Source organism: Vibrio gazogenes, from assembly GCF_023920225.1.
In the GTDB taxonomy this organism is placed as follows: Bacteria; Pseudomonadota; Gammaproteobacteria; order Enterobacterales; family Vibrionaceae; genus Vibrio; species Vibrio gazogenes.
In genome coordinates, this window is sequence record NZ_CP092587.1 from 1,452,291 (window position 1) to 1,472,576 (window position 20,286).

Sequence of the window (20,286 nt, forward strand, 5' to 3'; positions counted from 1 at the left end):
TTATTTGTTCTATCTAATTTAATAGGCTAGATACATTAAATGAAATGGTTATTTATTCTGAATCCAAGTTGGTGCATTTTTTGTTTTTCTGCACAAGATTGGTGATAAATTGATTTATCTATTTCCTATTGAATATTTAACTCATTAATAAGGAAGGAAATTAAATTTATCTTCAAGGATTCTGATAAAGCCACGTTCCTCGGGCTTTGATATGTAGGGGGGACGAGCAGGCACATTTTAGTCATATGGCGCGCTCGGAACGGTATTTTGCCATTTCATTATTTGACCATTTCATTGATGAGTGCATTGGATCGGATGGTGGTCGACATCCGTTAATCGCCTTTTACATCTCACGGTTCACGGTTGAGGGGGGATAACAGAGCCTCACGCACTGTTATCCTATCATCACCTCGCGGTACTGGCTCTGCGTTTGAGTTTATATTTGAGAGGGGGTGGCGATGCCAATACGTTGTCACCTTTTATCGCGTGTATCAGCTTTTCAGCGGCTTTGATCCCCATCGCCTCATAATCAAATTCCGCACAAGTCAGGCTTGGATAGGCATGTTCTCCCATCGATGAACCTTCAAGACTCATGATCGCGACATCTTCCGGCACTTTGAGCATGCGACGATGACACTCAAATAACGCTCCAATCGCGATATCTTCATGACTGCAGACGAATGCATCTAAGGTCGCATCGCGTAAAAGCAGCTTCGCGAGCCCTTCTGCGCCTAATTGAGAAGAGGGGGCGTCCGGTGTGGTTAAAAAATGGTCGGGGGTTAAATAACTATCGATCATCGCACTTTGCCAGCCAAGGAGCTGATGTTGCAAGGTAAAATGGTCCCCTCGCGCGCCGATGAAGCCAATACGTTGAAAGCCTTGATCAATCAGATGCTTGGTACACGTTTTGCCTACGTCGAAGTAATCAAAGCCGATATTTAGGTAGTTTTCTTTTGAGCATTGTTCTGCGACTTCTAACACAATGGTATTGGTTGATTTCAGCAGTTGGTGGGTTCGTTGGGTATGCTCCTGACCGAACAGGACGACACCCGCCGGGCGACTTTCCAGAAATGTGGAGACCAGATTTTCTTCCTGAGTGATTGAATAATCACTGTAGCCAATGAGTAACTGATAGCCCGCTTTATTGAGTGTGTGTTGAAACTTCGGTAGGAAAACGGCACAAGCTTTCTCAAACAGTGACGGAATGACCAGGGCGATTGAGTGACTTTCTGCGGAGGCAAGCGTCCCCGCGGCTTTATTGGGGATATAACCAAGTTCATCAACCACTTGCTGAATTTTTTCTCTGAGATGCTCGGAGACTAAATCCGGTGTTCTTAATGCTCGTGACACCGTCATTGTGCCGACACCGGCCTTTTGGGCGACATCAGCTAATGTGACGCTACCAGTACTTCTTCGTTTACGCGGTCTGCTCATTTTTTTCAATTTTACGTGATAGGTTTACTACGCTGATATGTTACCACAGCATATTGGTGATCGGTTCGATACTAACGTATCCGTGATCTGGTTCAATGGATTCAACCTGAAGGCATGCGCAAAGTTTTACACGCATCACACAAATGATAGCGCTATCAGGTAGCGCTATCATTTGTGATCTGTTTAAGATTTTTCTAGCACATTGTTCTGTAAAGTATCATTAAATCACACGACAAAGTTGGACATAAACATGCTACGTGAACTGATAACGCCGGATGTGGTTCGTATTTATGCGGATGCGACCGACTGGAAAGATGCAATTGAAAAATCTTGTGCTGCGCTGATTGAAAACCATGCCATAGAACCCGGCTACGTTGATGCTATTTGTCGCTCACATGAATCGATCGGCCCTTATTACGTCGTCGGTCCGGGTATGGCGATGCCTCATGCTCGCCCGGAGGATGGTGTCAACCGTTTAGCACTTGCGGTGACGGTCATTCAGCAAGGTGTGAATTTTAATGCCGATGAAAATGACCCGATCAAGATGCTGGTGACATTAGCCGCGACAGATAGTAACAGCCACATTGAAGCGATTGCCCAGTTAGCTGAATTATTTATGAATGAAGCGCATGTACAACAGATTTGTGATGCGCAAAGCACAGACGATGTGCTGGCAGTGATTTACCAATATTAAATTTTGTACCCTTACATAACTGAAAATAAAAAGGTTTGAATGATGAAAATTATAGTAGTTTGCGGTAATGGTCTTGGCACCAGCCTGATGATGGAAATGAGTATTAAAGCGATTGTGAAAGAGCTCAATGTTGATGCGACTGTTGATCATGTTGATCTCGGCTCAGCAAAAGGAACCGATTGTGACATCTTCGTCGGTACGAACGATATCGCCGAGCAGCTCAATACATTGTCGGTCGAGCCACGCATTGTGGCACTGGATAACATGGTTGACAAAGTTGCGATGAAAACGCGTTTGTCTCAGGCTTTGCAAGAGCTGGGTTACCTGTAAGGAGAAAGAGATGGAGTTCTTTAATTTCTTAATGAATGATGTTCTGTCAGAGCCCTCGGTGTTGGTCGGTTTGATTGCCTTGATCGGTCTGATCGCACAGAAAAAATCGGTGACGGAATGTATCAAAGGGACCGTAAAAACAATATTGGGTTTTATTATCTTGGGGGCGGGAGCCGGTCTGGTTGTCAACTCACTCGGTGACTTTGCCACCATTTTTCAACACGCTTTTGGCATTACCGGTGTTGTTCCTAATAACGAAGCTATCGTCTCGATTGCACAGAAATCATTTGGCCGCGAAATGGCGATGATCATGTTCTTTGCGATGCTGGTGAATATTCTGATTGCGCGTTTTACACCATGGAAATTTATTTTCTTGACCGGGCATCATACCCTTTTTATGTCGATGATGGTGGCTGCGATTCTTGCTAGCAGTGGTATGAAAGGTGTTCCCCTCATTGCTTTAGGGTCGATTGTGGTAGGTTGTGTGATGGTGTTCTTCCCTGCGATTGCTCACCGCTACATGAAACAGGTGACTGGTTCTGACGATGTGGCGATTGGTCACTTTTCGACACTCTCTTATGTACTCGCTGGGTTTATCGGCAGCAAACTGGGTAATAAAGCCCACTCCACTGAAGACATGAATGTTCCCAAAAGCTTATTGTTTTTACGCGATACACCGGTTGCTATCTCGTTCACTATGGGGATCATTTTCATCATCACCTGTCTGTTCGCCGGCGGTGACTATGTCCGTGAGGTCAGTGGGGGTAAACACTGGTTCATGTTCGCTTTAATTCAGTCCATCTCTTTTGCCGGTGGAGTATATGTCATCCTGCAAGGGGTACGGATGATTATTGCTGAAATCGTCCCGGCGTTTAAAGGTATCTCCGATAAGCTGGTGCCGAATGCAAAACCCGCATTGGATTGTCCGGTCGTCTTTCCCTATGCGCCGAACGCAGTATTGGTCGGTTTCCTGTCGAGTTTTACCGCAGGTTTAGTCGGGATGCTGCTGCTTTACATGATGAATTTAACTATCATTATTCCCGGTGTGGTGCCGCACTTCTTCGTCGGGGCGGCTGCCGGAGTCTTCGGCAACGCAACCGGTGGACGACGCGGTGCTATTTTAGGCGCTTTTGCGCAAGGGCTGCTGATTACCTTCCTGCCGGTTTTCCTACTACCTGTATTGGGTGATTTAGGCTTTGCCAATACCACATTCAGTGATTCTGATTTCGGAGTAATCGGGATCCTGCTTGGATTGATTGTCCGTTAATTACTTGCCTGCAAAATCAAAATCTCGCTCGTGGGTCATGCCAGTCAGTTAACCTGACTGGCATTTGTTTTTTTGCGGGACAGATCACATCCGAATACTCGATGATGCGATGAATACTGATTTTAAGCTTTCCTGATATTCAGAATCGATATAATATACACCTAGTTGTATACATGTTGTTGTATAAATATTTGTTGTATATGCGTATCAACATGTCCAAACAGCGGCAGGATGTCAGAACGCTGTTTACGCTCTAATCTGAATCTAAAGGAATAAAAATGAAGCTTAGAATCTTATCTCTTTCAATCATCGGCTTGTGTTCACTTGGTGTTCAGGCCGACGATTTAACACAATTTACTGAAATGTCTCAAAAAGCAAATTTTATTGATGGCGTTAATGTTGTTCAGCCGCCGGAATTTACCAATGATCCGACTTTCAGTGATTCGATTGTTGACCGGGCAGACGCCATGGGAGCGATTGCTGTTGATCGGGACGGAAATCAATACACTGCTGAAATTTCAGAAGATGCATTGCGAGCATTTGAGGACGCAGTCAAGACATTTGATGAACTGGGTCTGGATGCCACGATATTTACCACACCGGAAAAAGATGCAACGATTAAACCTAAAATGACCGGAGAGGAGGAAGATATTCAGGGAGCCGTCATTGGTCATGATGATCGTACCCAGATCACGAGAACAACCACTTCACCTTACAACTATATCGGTCATATTTCAGTTGGATGTACCGGTACACTGATTGGTGATAAATATGTACTGACAGCGGGCCACTGTGTTGCAGACGGGCGTGGTAATTGGTACCGGGCGCTGGATTTTGCTGCCGGACAGAATGGTTCTGCGAAACCTTGGGGAACCACCGCGTGGAAAAATGCGGTCACCACGACAGCCTGGTTCAATGATCGTAATTCTAATTATGATTATGCATTAATCGTGTTGCAAAAAGCGCCGCACGGTGGTTACTCTGGTTGGGGAGTCTATTCCGATGGTACCCATTCGGTTACCGGATATCCGGGTGATAAAACACACTGGACCATGTGGACTGACTCCGGTGCGACCAATGCCATCTCTTCTTACCGTGTCTGTTATACATTGGATACCGCCGGTGGCCAAAGCGGTAGCGGCATCCGGGATACGCGTAACTATGTTCGCGGCATTCATACAACCGGTTCTTCTTCCCGTAACTGTGGTACTCGGCTGACCAGTTCCGTATACAATACGCTGAAACAGTGGATATCTTCTTATTAATCGTTTTTTTTCAGTGAGACTGATGATAAAAGCTCTCAGAATTCAATCTGAGAGCCTTTTTGTGTTTCAATGGGATTGTGTTTCAGTGGAATTGTTTTTCAGCGGAATTGCTTTCCAGCGGGATTGTTTCTCAGCATGATTGTTTTTTTGTGATGTTGCAGTCAGTTTGTCCGGTCAAATCAAGCTGGTGAAAGTCTCAATCGGTCGTATCACTGTGCTGTATTGGTGCAAAAATGCACAAAATGAGTTCAGTTATAACGAATCCGGTTCAGATAAGTTTCGTGTTTAACCCGCTTTTGGTAATCGAGTGGTGTGGCACTCACTAATCGTTTGAATTCTCTCAAGAAATGAGATTGATCACTGAACCCTAAGCCATAGGCTAAGTCGGAAAAAATGACCTGTTGCTGGTGGTTGATATGATACACCGCAGACTGGCAGCGGATGATCCGACTGAACGCTTTGGGCGACAGCCCCAAATCACTGAGAAACTGGCGTTGTAACGTGCGGCTGGTGTAGCCGGTCATGGCCTCTAACTGCTTGATCTGAATATTTCCTTTATGATGACAAATGTGCTCAATCGCTTGCGACGTGAGTGGTGAAAAGCGACGTCTCCTCTGACCATTCAATAAGTTATCCTTCAGAAACTGCTGCGTCAGGGTCACTTGCTGGACAAATGTTGGCGCACTAACTACTTGTTCGAACAGGGCATTGCATGTTGGCACCACATCATGCAAATGCAGTAAATGGTTGATCATCTCACTGGCTGACGCATTCAAGAAATCAGGGATGACACCCGGCACAAATCGCACCCCGAAATAACGATGTTGATGGACGAAATTAGCTCGGGTTGCTTCGAGTGTCGTCCCGCAAACATATGCGGTCGGAGAGCTGGCATCACAATCGAAGAGGATGTCGATACAGCCATCGGGGATCGCGAGTGTCAGTGATGCGGACGAGTCCGCTTCAAAACCATAGAAGTGAGAAACCTCAGGAATATCAGAGGAACAGAGCGAAAAATCCTGCGCAGCACTGAGGACAAACCAAGGTTGTTTGGCGTGGATGCCTGCCACACGTTTGACAATCGAAGCTTTTGACATAACGACACCTGCTTTCCGAGATAAACCGTTCCAAGTACGGTTAGAAAGCAAGCGAGGTGCCAGTTTGTCATTTTTATCAATATTTGAGTCATGTCGCAAAAATTCAATACGCTGCTGATCGAGCTCTCTATCATCCAAACTATCCGTTGTTCATCCGATGCGATTCGCCAGGGAAGGTCGATGATTGACATCCTCGGTGACCGGAACACGGCATACAAATTCAACCCCCTATTTTTGAGGTGATGTTATGTCAGAGAGTACCAAAATCGATTTTATTTACCTGTCGGAGCAGGACATGCTCAAAGCAGGTGTCACCGATATGCCAAGCTGCGTTGATACGATGGAAGAGATGTTTGGCCTGTTGTGGCAGGGCGACTATCGCATGGCTGGCGCAAATAATGATTCTCATGGTGCGATGGTTATTTTCCCGGAGGAATCGCCTTTTCCGACCATGCCGAAACCGACCGCAGATCGTCGCTTGATGGCGATGCCGGCTTATCTCGGCGGAAATTTCCAAACGTGTGGCGTGAAATGGTATGGCTCCAACATTGCCAACCGTGAGAAAGGTCTGCCACGTTCCATCCTGATGTTTATCCTCAACGATATTGAGACAGGGGCACCACTGGCTTATATGTCTGCGAATCTGCTATCCGCTTATCGTACCGGTGCGGTGCCGGGAGTTGGCGCGCGCCATCTGGCACGTAAAGATTCGAAAGTGATCGGTTTGCTTGGCCCCGGCGTGATGGGCAAAACAGCCGTTGCTGCATTTATTACCGCCTGTCCTCAGATTGATACCATCAAAGTGAAAGGCCGCGGACAGAGAAGTCTCGATAGCTTCCTCACTTGGGTGGCATCCACATATCCGCAAATCACCACCGTCGAGATTGTCGATTCACTGGAAGAGGTGGTGCGGGGCTCAGATATTGTGACGTACTGTAATTCGGGTGAGACCGGTGACCCAGCGTTATATCCGATCGTCAAACGCGAATGGGTCAAACCGGGTGCTTTCTTAGCGATGCCCGCCTATTGTCGTCTTGATGAGGCGATGGAACAGGATGACGTGCGCAAAGTGCTCGACAATACCGGTTTGTATCAAGCTTGGTACGAAGAAGTGCCGAAACCGGCTCACCATCATATCCCGGTGATCGGTGTGCGCTTTATGGACATGATTGCCGAAGGAAAAATCACCCTCGACCAACTTGAAGATATCGGTGAGATTGTTGCCGGTGAAGCACCCGGGCGTAACAACGATGAAGAGATCATCATCATGTCAGTCGGTGGTTTACCGGTAGAAGATGTGGCGTGGGCAACCGTCATTTACCGTAACGCACTCGCTCAGGGAATTGGCGTCAAACTGAATCTGTGGGACGAACCGGTGCTGAGCTGAGGCCTTCCTCTACCATCGTGTAGACCCTATCCATTTGTGAGTTGCGATGTATTTTATTTGTGATGTAGGAATCCCCCAATGACTCAAATTGTAAAAGTAAAAACGGGTTCAAAGTTTGAAGCACTTGGCAGCTATTCCCGCCTTGTCGCCGTGGATGACTGGATATTTGTTTCCAATACCGCCGGCCGTAATCCGGAATCTCAACAAATCTCTGATGATGTCATTGAACAGGCACAGCAGGTATTCGACAACATTGAAAAAGCACTGGCCTCTGTCGGTGCCGGGCTGGCCGATGTCGTGATGTCTCGTGTTTTTATTCAGGACCCGGCTCATGTCCCGTTGGTGATGGAATTTGTCGGCCAAAAATTCAAAGGCATTGACCCCGCAACGACGGTGACCTGTCCACCCTTGGGATCGACGATCTACCTGGTTGAGCTGGAAGTTACGGCCTATCGTGGTGCCGGTGATAGCGAGACAAACAGAATCACGATCTGATGGCGATGAATTCAATACGTCGCTGTTTGGTTGAGGATAGATTTTTAAGGATGAGAAGATGACACAGAGATTGGAACCCGTAAAGACGCAAGACCAGCACCCTGCATCAACACAAGTGGTGATTATCGGTGGGGGCATTATCGGTGTCAGTGCCGCATTGGCACTGGCTGAGCGGAACATTCCGGTGGTATTGCTGGAAAAAGGACAAATCGGTGCGGAGCAGTCATCACGTAACCTCGGTTGGATCCGCAAAACCAACCGTCATGCCGAAGATATCCCGCTGGCACAGGCCGCAGATCGGCTTTGGGCCGCAATGCCCGAACGGATCGGACGCTCGGTTGGCTATCAGCGGTCTGGCATTCTTTTTGCCGCGCGTGATGAAAAACAGATGGCCATGTACCAAGGGTGGTATCAATCGGTTCAGTCATTGCAGTTGGACTCTCAACTCCTTAGCCCACAGCAAATTGATCAACTGGCTCCCGGTGGGCGTGATAAATGGATTGGTGGGGTATATACCCCGTCCGATGGATTTGCAGAACCTGCCATTGCGACCAGTGCGATGGCTCAGCGAGCGATTGAAAAAGGGGCGGTGATGGTACAAAACTGTGCCGTCCGTACGCTCTCTACCGCAGGCGGTAAGATGAGTGGCGTTATTACCGAGCAAGGTGAAATTCGCTGTACTCAAGTGCTGCTTGCCAGTGGCGCGTGGTCGAGACGTTTCTTGGGCAATCATGGTGTGTCGTTCCCGACACTGCCGATTATCTGTTCCGTGTTGCGTACCAAAGCCACCGAAGGGCCGACGGAGATTGCGTTTGCCGCACCGGATTTTTCTTTTCGCCGACATTCCGATGGTGGGTTTGTCATCACGCAACGCGGGGCGCTGGATGCGCCGCTGACGCTGGATCATCTCTTAATCGGGATGCGTTATTTGTCGCAGTTACGTGCACAGCGCAGTTATATGCGCATGTCGCTCGGGCGCCATTTCCTCCGGGATCTGGCTTTGCCACGACGCTGGAAGGCGAACGGTGTGTCTCCGTTCGAGCGGATTCGTACCCTGAACCCGTCAGCAAATGAAGGCATTAACCAAGAAGCACTGACGAATCTTGCCAATGCTTGGCCGATGTTTGCGGGCGTTGGGATTGATGAAAGCTGGGCCGGGCTGATTGATGTCACACCGGATTCAGTTCCTGTTATCGACCACATTAGCGCGATTCCCGGTTTGACGGTCGCAACCGGCTTTTCCGGTCACGGATTTGGCACCGGCCCGGCAGCAGGACAGCTCGCCGCGGATTTGGTCTCGAATGTCACGCCGATTGTCGATCCGGCACCTTATCGATTTGAGCGGTTTTAAACATCGATCAATTTGAAACATAGATCAGTTTAAAACATTGACGTTGTTTTTATTCATGAGAGGGATTTCACATGAGCAATCACACACATGTACAAAGTATGGATACAATGGGGCTGTCGATAACACCCCGTCCACGGTTAAAAATGCGTTTGCCGACGATGATGGCAATCTGTATCGGTTTGGTCATTGTGCAAGGGTCGATGATTTCTGCAACGCAGGGCATCGGGATCGGCGGCATGTCGTTCATTGCTGCGATGATTGCAGCATTAGCGCTTGCCCAGTTCAATGCGATGAGTTTTGCCGAATTATCATTGATGTTTCCGCAAGAAGGAACGTTAGCCACCTATACGCAAAAAGCGATTGGTCATTTCCCGGCGATTGTTGCGGTGTTTGCCGGATATGTTGTGGTTGCGATTCTGGCCGTCCCTGTGGAAATGTTTCTGGTTGATGGAATGTTAGCGCAACTGTTTCCGGGAATGCTGCCGGACAAAGTGGTGCCGCTCCTGATTTTAGGGGTTCTCACGATCACCAATCTGGTAGGAGCCGATGTGTTTGCCCGCGTTCAGAATCTGCTGGCATTTGTGTTGGTCAGCGCCTTGATTTTGGTTGGCCTGACTGCGATTACCGGCTTAAGTCAGACACATCCTGATTTGGCCGGGCAAGCGGTGGACTGGAGTTTCAACGGTGTTTGGGACGGAAGTTTTATCGGTTTGATTGCTTTAGCGATGTGGATGATGGTTGGTGTTGAATTTATCTGTCCGATGATCAACGAAGTCAAACAGCCGCGGAAGAATATTCCCCGGGCTATGCATTTGTCACTGCTATTTATATTCTTGATATTTTTGGCTTTTGCTTATGGTGCCAGTCTTTATTTAAGCCAGAATGCACTCGTTGAATCGCCACTGCCGTATTTGGATTATGTCAATGCTGTTTTCGGAAAGAGTGGCTTAGTGATCGCAACCGTCATGGCTCTCGCTGCCACCTGTAGTACGATCAATACCGTACTGGCCTCAGTGCCGAAAATGTTGCACGGTATGGCAATGCAGAAGCAGGCTTTTCCGCAACTGAAAGCCGTCAACCGGTTCGATGCACCTTGGGCTGCAATTGTGATGCTCTCTGTCTGCACCGCTATCTCTTATTTTATCTTCGAGATTGATGCGTTGATTGTGCTGGTGATTGCAGCAACTACCAGTTGGCTATTGGCTTATATTGTGGCTCACATTGATGTGATCGTGTTGCGTCAACGGCTGCCAAAACAAGAGCGTCCCTACCGCACACCGTTTTATCCTTGGCCTCAGATTATCGGGATTGTCAGTATGCTGTATGTGGCACTCAACAATTCACCGGATCCGAGTATGACCCGGATGGTGTACACCATTACCGGTAGCATTCTACTCATCATCAGTTTGATCGCGGCATTTTGGGTAAAATTTTACATGAAACGCGGATTGTTCGAGCCGGATGTTGACTAAGTTGCTCTCTGGAGAAAGGCATTAATGTCACCGGAGACATCGTAAGCGTCACGATACTCGGATGAAAAACACAAGCAGCGTAACAGACTGTGGTGATTTTCATCCGAGTGTTTTTTTCAGAAGGGATAGACGCTCAGGGGAGAATCGGTGGTCGCTGATGATTTTCTTGCTGTGCATAGGTCTGTGGTGTGCATCCGAACAAGGTCTTAAAGGCACTGATAAAGCTACTTACACTTTTATAACCCAGCTCATAAGCGACGTGATTGGTATTTTCTCCCTGTCTTAACAGCTCAAGTGTGCTAATCAAACGGTGCCTGCTGCACCATTGCCGATAAGTCATCCCCGTTTCTGCTTTAAATAGTCGTTCAATGGTTCGGACACTGGCACCCACTCGTGCAGCACGCTGTTGTAGAGTGATATGGTGTAATGGCTCATTGATAATATGCGTGATCAGCCGGTTTAACCTCGGATCTTTGCCCGCAGGTAAATACACTCTGAGCTCATCCAGCGTGGCGAGCTCATCAATCAAAACTAGTCCGAGCCGTTTCATCGGCCCTTTTTGTAACGAATCGTACCCTTCAACCAGGCGTAAGATCAGCTCACGGATCAATGGGGTTATTTTCAGCATCGCGATGCCTTTTTGTTGTGCCCGAATCGGGAATGACGGGTCAACATACAAGTTGCGCATGTGGGCCACTGTTTTTGATTGAACTTGATGTACCACGCCACCGGGGATCCAAACGGCGTGTGTGGACGGCACAATCCAAATCGCCTCATCACTGGTGACTTTGACAATGCCTTGTGCGGCCCATAGCAACTGACCTCTGGGATGGGCATGGGGTGTCATTCGGGTTTCCGCCAACATACTGTGGCTGTGTGTGAGCACCGGGTGAGAAGGGTCGATGGTATAGGCAAACTGATTCGGTAGCAGTAATGTCGCTTCAGGAATATTCTTTGGCATTTTCAGATCTTTTTGCGTCACACGATATCCGCTATCTTAGGGGGCATTATTTCTGCAATCAAGATGAATCAAGGTGAATGATATGAAAAACAGTGTGTCGCTGAGGCATATTGCAGTTGCCCTCGCACTGATACTGGCTGTTTGGCTGGTTTTATTTCCGGCTGAAGGGGTTCAACCCAACGTGTCACACAGCGCAGCGGTGATACTGATTACGCTGGTGGGTTGGAGTATTGGTTTTTTCCCGCCATTTTTAACTGCCTTAATCTTCTTTGCTCTGGTGACCATCTTCCAGTTACTTGCCCCGGGGGTACTGTTTGCAGGATTTGGTTCGACCGCCGTGTGGTTAATTATTTCCGGATTTATCATTGGCTCAGCAATCAGCCTTTCCGGATTAGGCAAAAGACTGGCATCCCGGATTGCACCATACTTGGTCGGCAGCTATTTCCGTCTGATTTTCGGCTTGGTTGTGAGTGCAATGATATTGGGATTTTTGATGCCTTCGTCAGTGGGGCGCTCTGTGGTGATGATCCCAATCGGTATGGCTCTGGCGGATAAAGTTGGTTTTTCTCGCGGCAGTAACGGGCGTCTGGGGATCGCGACGTCACTGACACTGGCCTGTAATATGCCGAGCTTTGCGATTCTGCCGGCCAATATTCCTAACATGATCTTGAGTGGTGCCAGTGAGACGTTATTTCACCTGAGCTTTGGTTATACCGAATATTTGTGGTTACATTTTCCTGTTCTCGGTATCGTGAAATCGTTAATCATTGTCGCGCTGACATTAGTGATCTTTCCTGCCCACATTCGTGCTGAAGCCAGCGATGAAGCGCCGCAACAGCAAGAAGAGGTATATCAGGCGGCGTTACAAATCCGAGTCGGTATAATTTTAGGCGTGACATTATTATTGTGGATGACGGATACCATTCACGGAGTGAACCCTGCGTGGGTTGGGTTGGCTGCGGCGATTGTGTTGTTGCTTCCTCGCTGGGGTGTCGTTCCCCCCAAATCATTCAACAGCAGTATTGATTTCGGAGCGGTTGTTTTCGTTGCCGCAGCGCTTGGGCTCGGGGCGTTAGTGAATCAGTCGGGGATTGGTACAATCATGGGCGATATTTTGGGAGGCCTAATTCCCGGCAAGACCGGAGGCGATTTTCTGAACTTCATGGCGCTTTCGCTGATGTCGATGTTTACGGGCTTCGTGGCAACAGTTCCCGGTGTTCCGACCGTCCTGACCCCGATGGCCGGAGATTTAGCACAAGCCACCGGCTTTACCATTCCTCAGGTATTGATGACTCAAGTGGTCGGTTTCTCGACGGTTATTTTCCCATATCAGGTGACACCGCTGATCATTGCGATGCAGTTGTCTCATGAACCGTTGTCGAGGCTTTTGAAATTGACATTCCCTCTGGCGATTATTACGGTATTGGTGTTAATGCCGTTAGACTATTTATGGTGGAATTTGTTGGGGTGGCTGGGGTGATCTTGGGGGGCGGCAAGCGCTGCTGTATCTCTACTTTTATGTTCCCAGCCTCGGGCCCCGAAATTTGACGCACAATTTGGTTTTGCGGTTTCAGAGACATCAGTGTTCTGTGCGCCAGTTCATCTTTCAGAGATGAAAGACGAATCAGAAAATCTTTTTTTGTTTGACGGTGTCGCACGTTGTCCAGAACCGCCTTTTACGGGCGTCCTGCCCGGAAAAGCCTAATCATTCTCCCGGAATGATTTTCTTTGCTGCGTGGTTGATTTGGATTGGATAAAACATAGCAAAAGTCAATTTGGTCACAGGACTCAGGGTGAAAAATCATGGACGATTTTTCAGGATTGCTTGAGCAGGAGCGAATCAATCCGACCCGGCCAGCGTCCACGAACTAAACCGTTCTTTTGGGTACTTTTGGAACGCCAAAAGTATCTGGGGCGCTGTTGGAGATGCTATTGAAATCGACAAAATCAATCGCGCACCAAACAACAGCGCCACAATGTTCATCTCCCCAGCCTCCGGCCCCGAAATTTGCACATCTCGGTGCCCATACCCGCCGCCTAAGCATGAAAATGTTATATCCCTTCAAAAAATCGCCTTCCCAAAATCAAACTGACTTGATAATGCGTGAATCCTGACCTGCATGTTGCATATAATGGTCCGACTTGCAGATCAATTTTTATTTTATATAAATCATCTGGCTGCGGTAGCGTGGTGAATCAGGAAAGGCTTGGTTAAACATTGCCAGTCACCATGTTCCAACAATCATAAAGAAAGCAACACGAAGGGTGTTTACATGGCAACGTTAGGGTTCAGGCTCACCATCGATGGCGTCAATGACGAGACATTGGTGGTCCGTGACTATCAGGGCATCGAATCGATCTCAGACTCGGTGGATGATCAAGGTCAACCGGTTTATGGCTATCGGTATTGCATCGATATTGCCAGCCGCAACAGTGACCTGAGTTATGAGCAGATGGTCGATAGCAGTGCATTACTGGAAGTGCTGCGTAATAACGAAGTGGTACAAAAGGTTCACGGCATTATTCGTAATTTCAGCCGGGGCGATACCGGTCACCATCATACCTTTTATTCACTCACTCTGGTGCCTTCCTTAGAAAGACTGTCGCTGCGCCATAACAGCCGGATCTTCCAGCAATTGGATGTGCCGGAAATCCTCTCCGTGCTGCTTCAGGAAATGAATATCAATGATTATGCGTTTTCAGTGCGCCGCGAGTGTGCCAAACGCGAATACTGCGTTCAGTACCGCGAGACTGATTTAGAGTTCTTCCACCGTCTGGCAGCGGAAGAAGGGCTGATGTACCACTTTGAACATCAGCAAGACAAGCATGTTTTAGTCCTCACAGATAATCCCGAAGGGTTCGGCCGCCTGGCGATGCCGGTGCCGTATAATGCGCTGTCCGGTGGAGTGTTTGAGCAACCCTACGTCTCAACTTTGACCGAGCAGAAACAGATGGAAGTCAGTGACGTTCAACTGGGCGATTACAGCTTTAAAAAGCCATCCTATAATCTGGCTCAGTCAGCCACGGCGTCCGATATGAGTTATCAGCGTGGCGACTATGAGCACTTTGACCATCCGGGGCGATTTAAAGACGACACCAGCGGTCAGGCGTTTACGCAAATCCGCCTTGAAGCCCTGCGCCGACAAGCCCACACCTTCCACGGTAAAAGTAACGACGCACAGCTTCAGGCCGGTAAGCGCTTTGATTTGATGGAGCACTTGGACAGTGAGATGAATCGCAATTATCTGCTGGTTCAGGTGGCGCATCAGGGTAGCCAGCCGCAAGCGTTGGAAGAATCCGGTGGCAGCGGTGCAACCACGTACGCCAACCAGTTTACTGCGGTCCTCGGTGATCAAGTGTGGCAGATGACACTCCGCAGCAAGCCGATCCTCAAGTTCCCGACGATGGGCACGGTGGTCGGCCCTGAAGGGGAAGAGATCTACTGTGATGAGCATGGCCGGGTGAAAGTCCAATTCCCTTGGGACAGATACGGCAGCTCAAATGAGCAAAGCTCTTGCTGGCTCCGCGTGACCCAAGGTTGGGCCGGTGCACAGTATGGTATGATGGCCGTGCCGCGGGTTGGTCATGAAGTGGTGATCCACTTCCTCAATGGCGACCCGGATCAGCCGATCATTACCGGTCGGACTTACAATGCCAATAATGTTACGCCGTATCCGTTACCGGAGCACAAAACTAAAACGGTGATCCGCACCGAAACGCACCAAGGCGAAGGCTACAACGAACTGAGTTTTGAAGACCAGTCAGGCAGCGAGAAAATCTATCTGCACGCGCAAAAAGATACCGACACACTGGTTGAAAACGATGCAACCACGCATATCAAACATAACCAAAGTACCACCATCGATAATGACCGCTACAGCCATATCAAGGTCAATGATCACCACACCGTCAGCGGTGAAGCGCGCACCAAAATCGCCAAGAGCCAGACATTGATGATTGAAGGTGAATTGCATGTGAAAGCCGGTAAAGTGTGGGTCAATGAAGCGGGTACCGAAATCCATATCAAAGCCGGTGAGCAAGTCATCATCGAAGCGGGTAACGAAATCACCCTTAAAGCCGGTGGCAGCTTCGTTAAAGTCGATCCGTCCGGTGTTTCCCTCAGCGGTGCCGGAGTCAATCTCAACTCCGGTGGCAGTGCCGGCAGTGGCAGTGGGTTTGGTGGGGAATTACCATTAAATGCCAAGGCTCTTATTCAGGAAGATCAAAAACATATCATGGAGTTCTTTTATATGGATCCTGAATTACAGCCATATGCCGGTACAAAATATAAAGCTGTTCTTAGTGATGGTACTGAGTTAACAGGAGCACTTGATGAAGACGGGTATGCCAAACTTGAGAATGTACCTAACGGTGTTGCCCGCATTCATTATCTTTCCGATGAAGCCTTTGATGATATTCCCAGAGAATCGATTTCTAAGGTTGTTAATCACCTTGATAGTTTGCTGGGAGCGTAATTCATGTGGGGAAATGATGTTTATGAATGGCTTTATGACAATCTGGAAGATGCTTATACCGCAGGCGAAGACTATATCAAGCAGAAAGCTCAGGAAGCAAAAGATGCTGTTATGGGGCCGGTTCAGTGGATTTGGGAAACGCTTCAAGGAGACTTTAACGCAGATATGAGTGCCGGGCAGATTGCTGCTAACGCTGCATTAGGACTCATCCCAGTTGTTGACCAGATATTAGACTGCCGAGATTTAATCGCGAACTGTAAGAATATTAAAGAAGACTCGAGTAACAAAGGGGCATGGATTGCGCTGTGTCTGACGTTGATTGGCCTGTTCCCCTCATTGGGCTCGGCAGCAAAAGGGATTTTGAAAATATTCTTCTTGTTCCTGCGTAAAGCGGGGGGTGATGTAGCGAGAGTGATTCGTCCGGCGATGAAACCTGTCCTATCTTTTTTGGCAGATCCGAAAGTACAGAAAATACTGGGTCAGAAGCAGGCAGGTGAAGTCTTGACCAAAGTTGCTGACCAGTTGAAAGAGCTCTCTTCGATGGTGACAAAATCCAAGCTACTTGGTTTGTTCGATGAAGCAGCCGATGCTTTGAAAAGTGTTGTCAATAAAGTCAAAGCGGTTGCGCCTGCAAATGTCTGCCGGATGTTGGATGATTTTGTTGAGACGGTTGTCGAAATTCGCGGTAAAGCCGATGAAATGATAGGGGTTGTACTTGAGCCGGTACAAAAACTGCTGGATGATTTGGAAAAGCATCTGAAGTCAGAGATTGATGAGTTGAATAACAGCCATTTAGCTCCGGCAGGAGGTGTTGTTGTCCATCAGTTAGATGATAGTGTGGTGGCTATTCAGCCAAGAATTATTAAAGCCACCAATAAAGAAAAGGGAATTTTCGGTGAAATTATCAGTGATAATTTTATGGAAAATAAACAATTTGAGAATTTACTATCTGAAGATCGTCGTGTCAGGAAGATGACGGATAAGCCCCGAGGGCGAGGGATTGATGGGATTTATGTAAGAAGGGAACCACCTCCACCATTATATGTTGTTACTGAGACTAAATACCGGACAGATACTGGGAAGTATATAGATGATGATGGAGTAGCGAAGGATTCTGTTCTTTCTATGACGAAGCACTCTGGTAAGCAGATGAGTAATCGATGGGTAGAGAAACGTCTTCCTGATGAGTTAAGTGACGATGAATTATTGGAACTAGAAGCAACAGGGTATCAAAAATGGTTAATCATTGTTGATGACTCTGGTAGTGTTGTGAACGTTACGACACTCGATAACGATGCCAATTCTCTGGAACGAATCTTTTAGTATAGGAATAAATTAATGAGCGCTGATTTTTTGAGTACCAGAAGAGACCCTTTACTTGAAGAGGATATATATCTAGGTAAAAAAGAAAGTTTCCAGAAGAGGTTAACTCATGAGGGGTTGAGAAAAGTACTAACTGACCCCGAAAAAGATGATGATCATAAATGTAGTATTAGCTGGGGCTTCTTTACCGCATATTTTGAAAATACAATACTAGATTATTCTGCCGGTTTGTCATTAGAAACCGTTTTGAATGATTTTGATAAAACTCTAGAATATTATATTGGTCATAAAAAAAACCATATTAATGATGTTCTTAAATATTGGGAGCCTGACTCATTTCAATATATTTTATGGCTGTATAGCTTATCCATTCTGTTAGGAAAGCAACAATATCTGGTTCCATTAAGTCGCTGGTTGACTATATTAGGGGATGTTAAAGATGATCCTATTTTAAGTATCTTGCTGGCACGAATTGGGATTGTTGGTCTCCCTCGTCAAGAATTACTTGCTTTCCCAAAATCCTACCAATATCTCTACGATGCAATCAAAGGCGATGGTGTTTCTCCTACAAAAACAGAGCGGCAGGAAAGTATCAAGCAGTATCTCAAAGGTTGGTATAAAGGGATGAAAGACTGCTACTGGTATAACCGCCATAAAGGTAAATTCCCGACTTTCTTTGGCTACTGGGCATTTGAAGCGGGGATGGTGACATTACTCTATGGTTTGGACGATAGCAGTTACCGTCACATGCTTTACTATCCGAAAGATTTGGTTGATCATGCCAGAGCTCAGGGGTATGACCAATTATTTGCGTCAGAGCAAATGGAACAGCAGAAGCACTATATTGTTTTACCCGGAGATGAAAGTTCGATAGATGGTACTTTTTTATGTAATCTGACGAATGACCAAATTATATTAAACCGTGGTGATCGAGCTCCGGGTCCGGTAGAAGATGAAAATGGTAATTGTCTTTTCTGGGTTAGTCAGTAATCGATATGAGGCGTTTGGGGACTCTCAGACGCCTTTAATTATATTTTTGTACAACTAAATGAATTTTACAAATAAGTTATTTTTATCAATTAACATAACACTAGTGTTATTCTTATTATACCTAGTTACTGTCGCGAAAGATTTATATCCATTATATGAGTGTTTTGTATTGGATGGATATCAATATGTTGGTGAAACCTACGCAAAATATTATAGGGGATATATAGTGTTGGTTTTTGGTTCTTTATTGATACTGGTTTCCTGTATGCTATTTTCTGAGCTAGCCGAGGAAAAGCGGAGAGTAATAGATTCTGAGTATGAACATTAGCTTATGGATGTAGATGATTCAGGCAGTGTGATTAATACTACTAAGCTAGATGAGAAAGCTAACAGTATTGAAGAGGTTATTTTATGACAATGGATGCGACTGATTTTGAATTAAGCAGACGAGATCCTTTATTAAGTTGTGACGTCTATAATGAACAGAGAGAACTTTTTCAAGATGATAAGTCAAATCGATATGATAAGGTAAATGACTCGACAAATAGTATAGCGTTAAGAACTCGGGTCAGTTGGTCGTTGTCATTAGGTAAATTTGAGCGTGCAACACTTGAATACTCTGCGGGAAGTAGTCTTGAAGAGGTTGAAATTTTAATTAGAGATGCTCTTGCCGAGTTGAATAGACACAAAACGCAGTTCCCATTTAAATCATTTTCATATTGGGAACCTGATTCGTTTCAATTTTTACTTTGGTCTCTCAGTTTTGCTATATGCTCTGAAGATAAAAAATCGCTTGCCACCATTATACGTATGTTAGGTAAAAACCCACAAGATGATGACGATCCTATTCTTAGTATCCTTTTAGCTCGTTTAGGGTATATAGGTCTCCCTCGTCAAGAATTACTTGCTTTCCCAAAATCCTATCAACATCTCTACGATGCAATCAAAGGCGATGGTGTTTCTCCCACAAAAATAGAGCGGCAGGAAAGTATCAAGCAGTATCTCAAAGGTTGGTATAAAGGGATGAAAGACTGCTACTGGTATGACCGCCATAAAGGTAAATTCCCGACTTTCTTTGGTTACTGGGCATTTGAAGCAGGGATGGTGACATTACTCTATGGTTTGGACGATAGCAGTTACCGTCACATGCTCTACTATCCGAAAGATTTGGTTGATCATGCCAGAGCTCAGGGGTATGACCAATTGTTTGCGTCAGAGCAAATGGAACAGCAGAAGCACTATATTGTTTTACCCGGAGATGAAAGTTCGATAGATGGTACTTTTTTATGTAATCTGACGAATGACCAAATTATATTAAACCGTGGTGATCGAGCTCCGGGTCCGGTAGAAGATGAGAATGGTAACCGTATCTTTTGGGTGAGCCAATAGGAGGTTGTTCGAGACTATTTATTGTGGGTTTTATTCTATCAATCCAGACAGGCCACTCAAAATTGATGCCCAAATTAAATCGAGCCACAAATGTGACTCGATTATCACATCACAAACACCCATCAGGCTTTATGCAATATTTTCATCCCCGTCTTCATGATACCGACAATAGTGGGTGGTGATTAGGTTGTTGAGATAGAGTAAAACTTCACACATTTCCTGTCGGTTCTCCCGTTGCTCAGCCAGAAACATCTCTTCCAGTTGACGTAAGTATTCACGGGCTTTTTGTGACAGTTGCGGATCATAGTGGATGGTTTCGAACATAGTAAATTCCCAGGTAAAGTTACAATTTATTC

17 protein-coding genes are annotated in these 20,286 nt (G+C 46.6%); 13 read left to right on the forward strand and 4 right to left on the reverse strand.

The window, feature by feature from the left end:
• Positions 1–405: 405 nt before the first annotated feature.
• Entirely contained in the window at positions 406–1,434 is a 1,029-nt protein-coding gene (locus MKS89_RS06565) for a LacI family DNA-binding transcriptional regulator (RefSeq protein WP_072957035.1), read from the reverse strand.
• Between the two features lie 250 nt (positions 1,435–1,684).
• Here MKS89_RS06565 and MKS89_RS06570 point away from each other — a divergent pair, with 250 nt between their 5' ends.
• The 4 genes from MKS89_RS06570 (at position 1,685) to MKS89_RS06585 (ending at position 4,990) form a co-directional block, all read left to right on the forward strand.
• Positions 1,685–2,128 (forward strand): PTS sugar transporter subunit IIA, encoded by a 444-nt coding sequence (locus MKS89_RS06570; protein WP_072957037.1) that lies wholly within the window; start codon positions 1,685–1,687, stop codon positions 2,126–2,128.
• Positions 2,129–2,170: 42 nt separating this feature from the next.
• On the forward strand, positions 2,171–2,458 hold the full coding sequence (locus tag MKS89_RS06575) for a PTS sugar transporter subunit IIB (RefSeq protein WP_072957040.1): 288 nt from the start codon (positions 2,171–2,173) through the stop codon (positions 2,456–2,458).
• 10 nt (positions 2,459–2,468) lie between these two features.
• Positions 2,469–3,725, forward strand: a complete 1,257-nt coding sequence (gene ulaA, locus MKS89_RS06580) for a PTS ascorbate transporter subunit IIC (protein WP_072957043.1) — start codon at positions 2,469–2,471, stop codon at positions 3,723–3,725.
• A 278-nt stretch (positions 3,726–4,003) separates the two neighbouring features.
• Positions 4,004–4,990, forward strand: coding sequence for a trypsin-like serine peptidase (locus MKS89_RS06585; RefSeq protein WP_072957045.1), 987 nt, complete (start codon positions 4,004–4,006; stop codon positions 4,988–4,990).
• Positions 4,991–5,238: 248 nt separating this feature from the next.
• Here MKS89_RS06585 and MKS89_RS06590 read toward each other — a convergent pair whose 3' ends face one another.
• Positions 5,239–6,225: a helix-turn-helix domain-containing protein gene (locus MKS89_RS06590; protein WP_235862483.1), complete on the reverse strand. Its 987-nt coding sequence runs from the start codon at positions 6,223–6,225 to the stop codon at positions 5,239–5,241.
• Between the two features lie 109 nt (positions 6,226–6,334).
• Between MKS89_RS06590 and MKS89_RS06595 the strand changes: the two genes are divergently transcribed.
• The 4 genes from MKS89_RS06595 (at position 6,335) to MKS89_RS06610 (ending at position 10,792) form a co-directional block, all read left to right on the forward strand.
• A complete protein-coding gene (locus MKS89_RS06595) occupies positions 6,335–7,474 on the forward strand; it encodes an ornithine cyclodeaminase family protein (protein WP_072957047.1) in 1,140 nt (379 codons plus the stop codon).
• A 78-nt stretch (positions 7,475–7,552) separates the two neighbouring features.
• Positions 7,553–7,969, forward strand: a complete 417-nt coding sequence (locus MKS89_RS06600) for a RidA family protein (RefSeq protein ID WP_072957050.1) — start codon at positions 7,553–7,555, stop codon at positions 7,967–7,969.
• 58 nt (positions 7,970–8,027) lie between these two features.
• A complete protein-coding gene (locus tag MKS89_RS06605) occupies positions 8,028–9,320 on the forward strand; it encodes an NAD(P)/FAD-dependent oxidoreductase (RefSeq protein ID WP_072957052.1) in 1,293 nt (430 codons plus the stop codon).
• Positions 9,321–9,391: 71 nt separating this feature from the next.
• Entirely contained in the window at positions 9,392–10,792 is a 1,401-nt protein-coding gene (locus MKS89_RS06610) for an APC family permease (protein WP_072957054.1), read from the forward strand.
• A 133-nt stretch (positions 10,793–10,925) separates the two neighbouring features.
• On the opposite strand, the gene MKS89_RS06615 is transcribed toward MKS89_RS06610, so the two are convergent.
• Positions 10,926–11,774, reverse strand: coding sequence for an AraC family transcriptional regulator (locus MKS89_RS06615; RefSeq protein WP_242656017.1), 849 nt, complete (start codon positions 11,772–11,774; stop codon positions 10,926–10,928).
• A 61-nt stretch (positions 11,775–11,835) separates the two neighbouring features.
• Here MKS89_RS06615 and MKS89_RS06620 point away from each other — a divergent pair, with 61 nt between their 5' ends.
• The 5 genes from MKS89_RS06620 to MKS89_RS06640 all read left to right on the forward strand — a co-directional run bounded on the left by MKS89_RS06620 (position 11,836) and on the right by MKS89_RS06640 (position 19,930).
• Positions 11,836–13,233, forward strand: coding sequence for an SLC13 family permease (locus MKS89_RS06620; RefSeq protein WP_072957057.1), 1,398 nt, complete (start codon positions 11,836–11,838; stop codon positions 13,231–13,233).
• Positions 13,234–14,026: 793 nt separating this feature from the next.
• Positions 14,027–16,228, forward strand: a complete 2,202-nt coding sequence (locus MKS89_RS06625; RefSeq protein ID WP_072957059.1) for a type VI secretion system Vgr family protein — start codon at positions 14,027–14,029, stop codon at positions 16,226–16,228.
• Between the two features lie 3 nt (positions 16,229–16,231).
• The gene (locus MKS89_RS06630; RefSeq protein ID WP_072957062.1) at positions 16,232–17,551 is read left to right on the forward strand and encodes a hypothetical protein; all 1,320 of its coding nucleotides are present in this window, start codon (positions 16,232–16,234) and stop codon (positions 17,549–17,551) included.
• A gap of 15 nt (positions 17,552–17,566) precedes the next feature.
• Entirely contained in the window at positions 17,567–18,541 is a 975-nt protein-coding gene (locus tag MKS89_RS06635) for a PoNi-like cognate immunity protein (protein ID WP_072957065.1), read from the forward strand.
• Positions 18,542–18,952: 411 nt separating this feature from the next.
• The gene (locus MKS89_RS06640) at positions 18,953–19,930 is read left to right on the forward strand and encodes a PoNi-like cognate immunity protein (RefSeq protein WP_072957067.1); all 978 of its coding nucleotides are present in this window, start codon (positions 18,953–18,955) and stop codon (positions 19,928–19,930) included.
• A 129-nt stretch (positions 19,931–20,059) separates the two neighbouring features.
• Here MKS89_RS06640 and MKS89_RS06645 read toward each other — a convergent pair whose 3' ends face one another.
• Positions 20,060–20,254 (reverse strand): hypothetical protein, encoded by a 195-nt coding sequence (locus MKS89_RS06645; RefSeq protein WP_072957069.1) that lies wholly within the window; start codon positions 20,252–20,254, stop codon positions 20,060–20,062.
• Between the last annotated feature and the right edge of the window lie 32 nt (positions 20,255–20,286).

Bases quoted from the DNA above. Each gene is read 5' to 3' on its own strand.
- MKS89_RS06565 (WP_072957035.1), bottom strand. From the start codon at position 1,434: ATGAGCAGACCGCGTAAACGAAGAAGTACTGGTAGCGTCACATTAGCT.
- MKS89_RS06570 (WP_072957037.1), top strand. From the start codon at position 1,685: ATGCTACGTGAACTGATAACGCCGGATGTGGTTCGTATTTATGCGGAT.
- MKS89_RS06575 (WP_072957040.1), top strand. From the start codon at position 2,171: ATGAAAATTATAGTAGTTTGCGGTAATGGTCTTGGCACCAGCCTGATG.
- ulaA (WP_072957043.1), top strand. From the start codon at position 2,469: ATGGAGTTCTTTAATTTCTTAATGAATGATGTTCTGTCAGAGCCCTCG.
- MKS89_RS06585 (WP_072957045.1), top strand. From the start codon at position 4,004: ATGAAGCTTAGAATCTTATCTCTTTCAATCATCGGCTTGTGTTCACTT.
- MKS89_RS06595 (WP_072957047.1), top strand. From the start codon at position 6,335: ATGTCAGAGAGTACCAAAATCGATTTTATTTACCTGTCGGAGCAGGAC.
- MKS89_RS06600 (WP_072957050.1), top strand. From the start codon at position 7,553: ATGACTCAAATTGTAAAAGTAAAAACGGGTTCAAAGTTTGAAGCACTT.
- MKS89_RS06605 (WP_072957052.1), top strand. From the start codon at position 8,028: ATGACACAGAGATTGGAACCCGTAAAGACGCAAGACCAGCACCCTGCA.
- MKS89_RS06610 (WP_072957054.1), top strand. From the start codon at position 9,392: ATGAGCAATCACACACATGTACAAAGTATGGATACAATGGGGCTGTCG.
- MKS89_RS06620 (WP_072957057.1), top strand. From the start codon at position 11,836: ATGAAAAACAGTGTGTCGCTGAGGCATATTGCAGTTGCCCTCGCACTG.
- MKS89_RS06625 (WP_072957059.1), top strand. From the start codon at position 14,027: ATGGCAACGTTAGGGTTCAGGCTCACCATCGATGGCGTCAATGACGAG.
- MKS89_RS06630 (WP_072957062.1), top strand. From the start codon at position 16,232: ATGTGGGGAAATGATGTTTATGAATGGCTTTATGACAATCTGGAAGAT.
- MKS89_RS06635 (WP_072957065.1), top strand. From the start codon at position 17,567: ATGAGCGCTGATTTTTTGAGTACCAGAAGAGACCCTTTACTTGAAGAG.
- MKS89_RS06640 (WP_072957067.1), top strand. From the start codon at position 18,953: ATGACAATGGATGCGACTGATTTTGAATTAAGCAGACGAGATCCTTTA.
- MKS89_RS06645 (WP_072957069.1), bottom strand. From the start codon at position 20,254: ATGTTCGAAACCATCCACTATGATCCGCAACTGTCACAAAAAGCCCGT.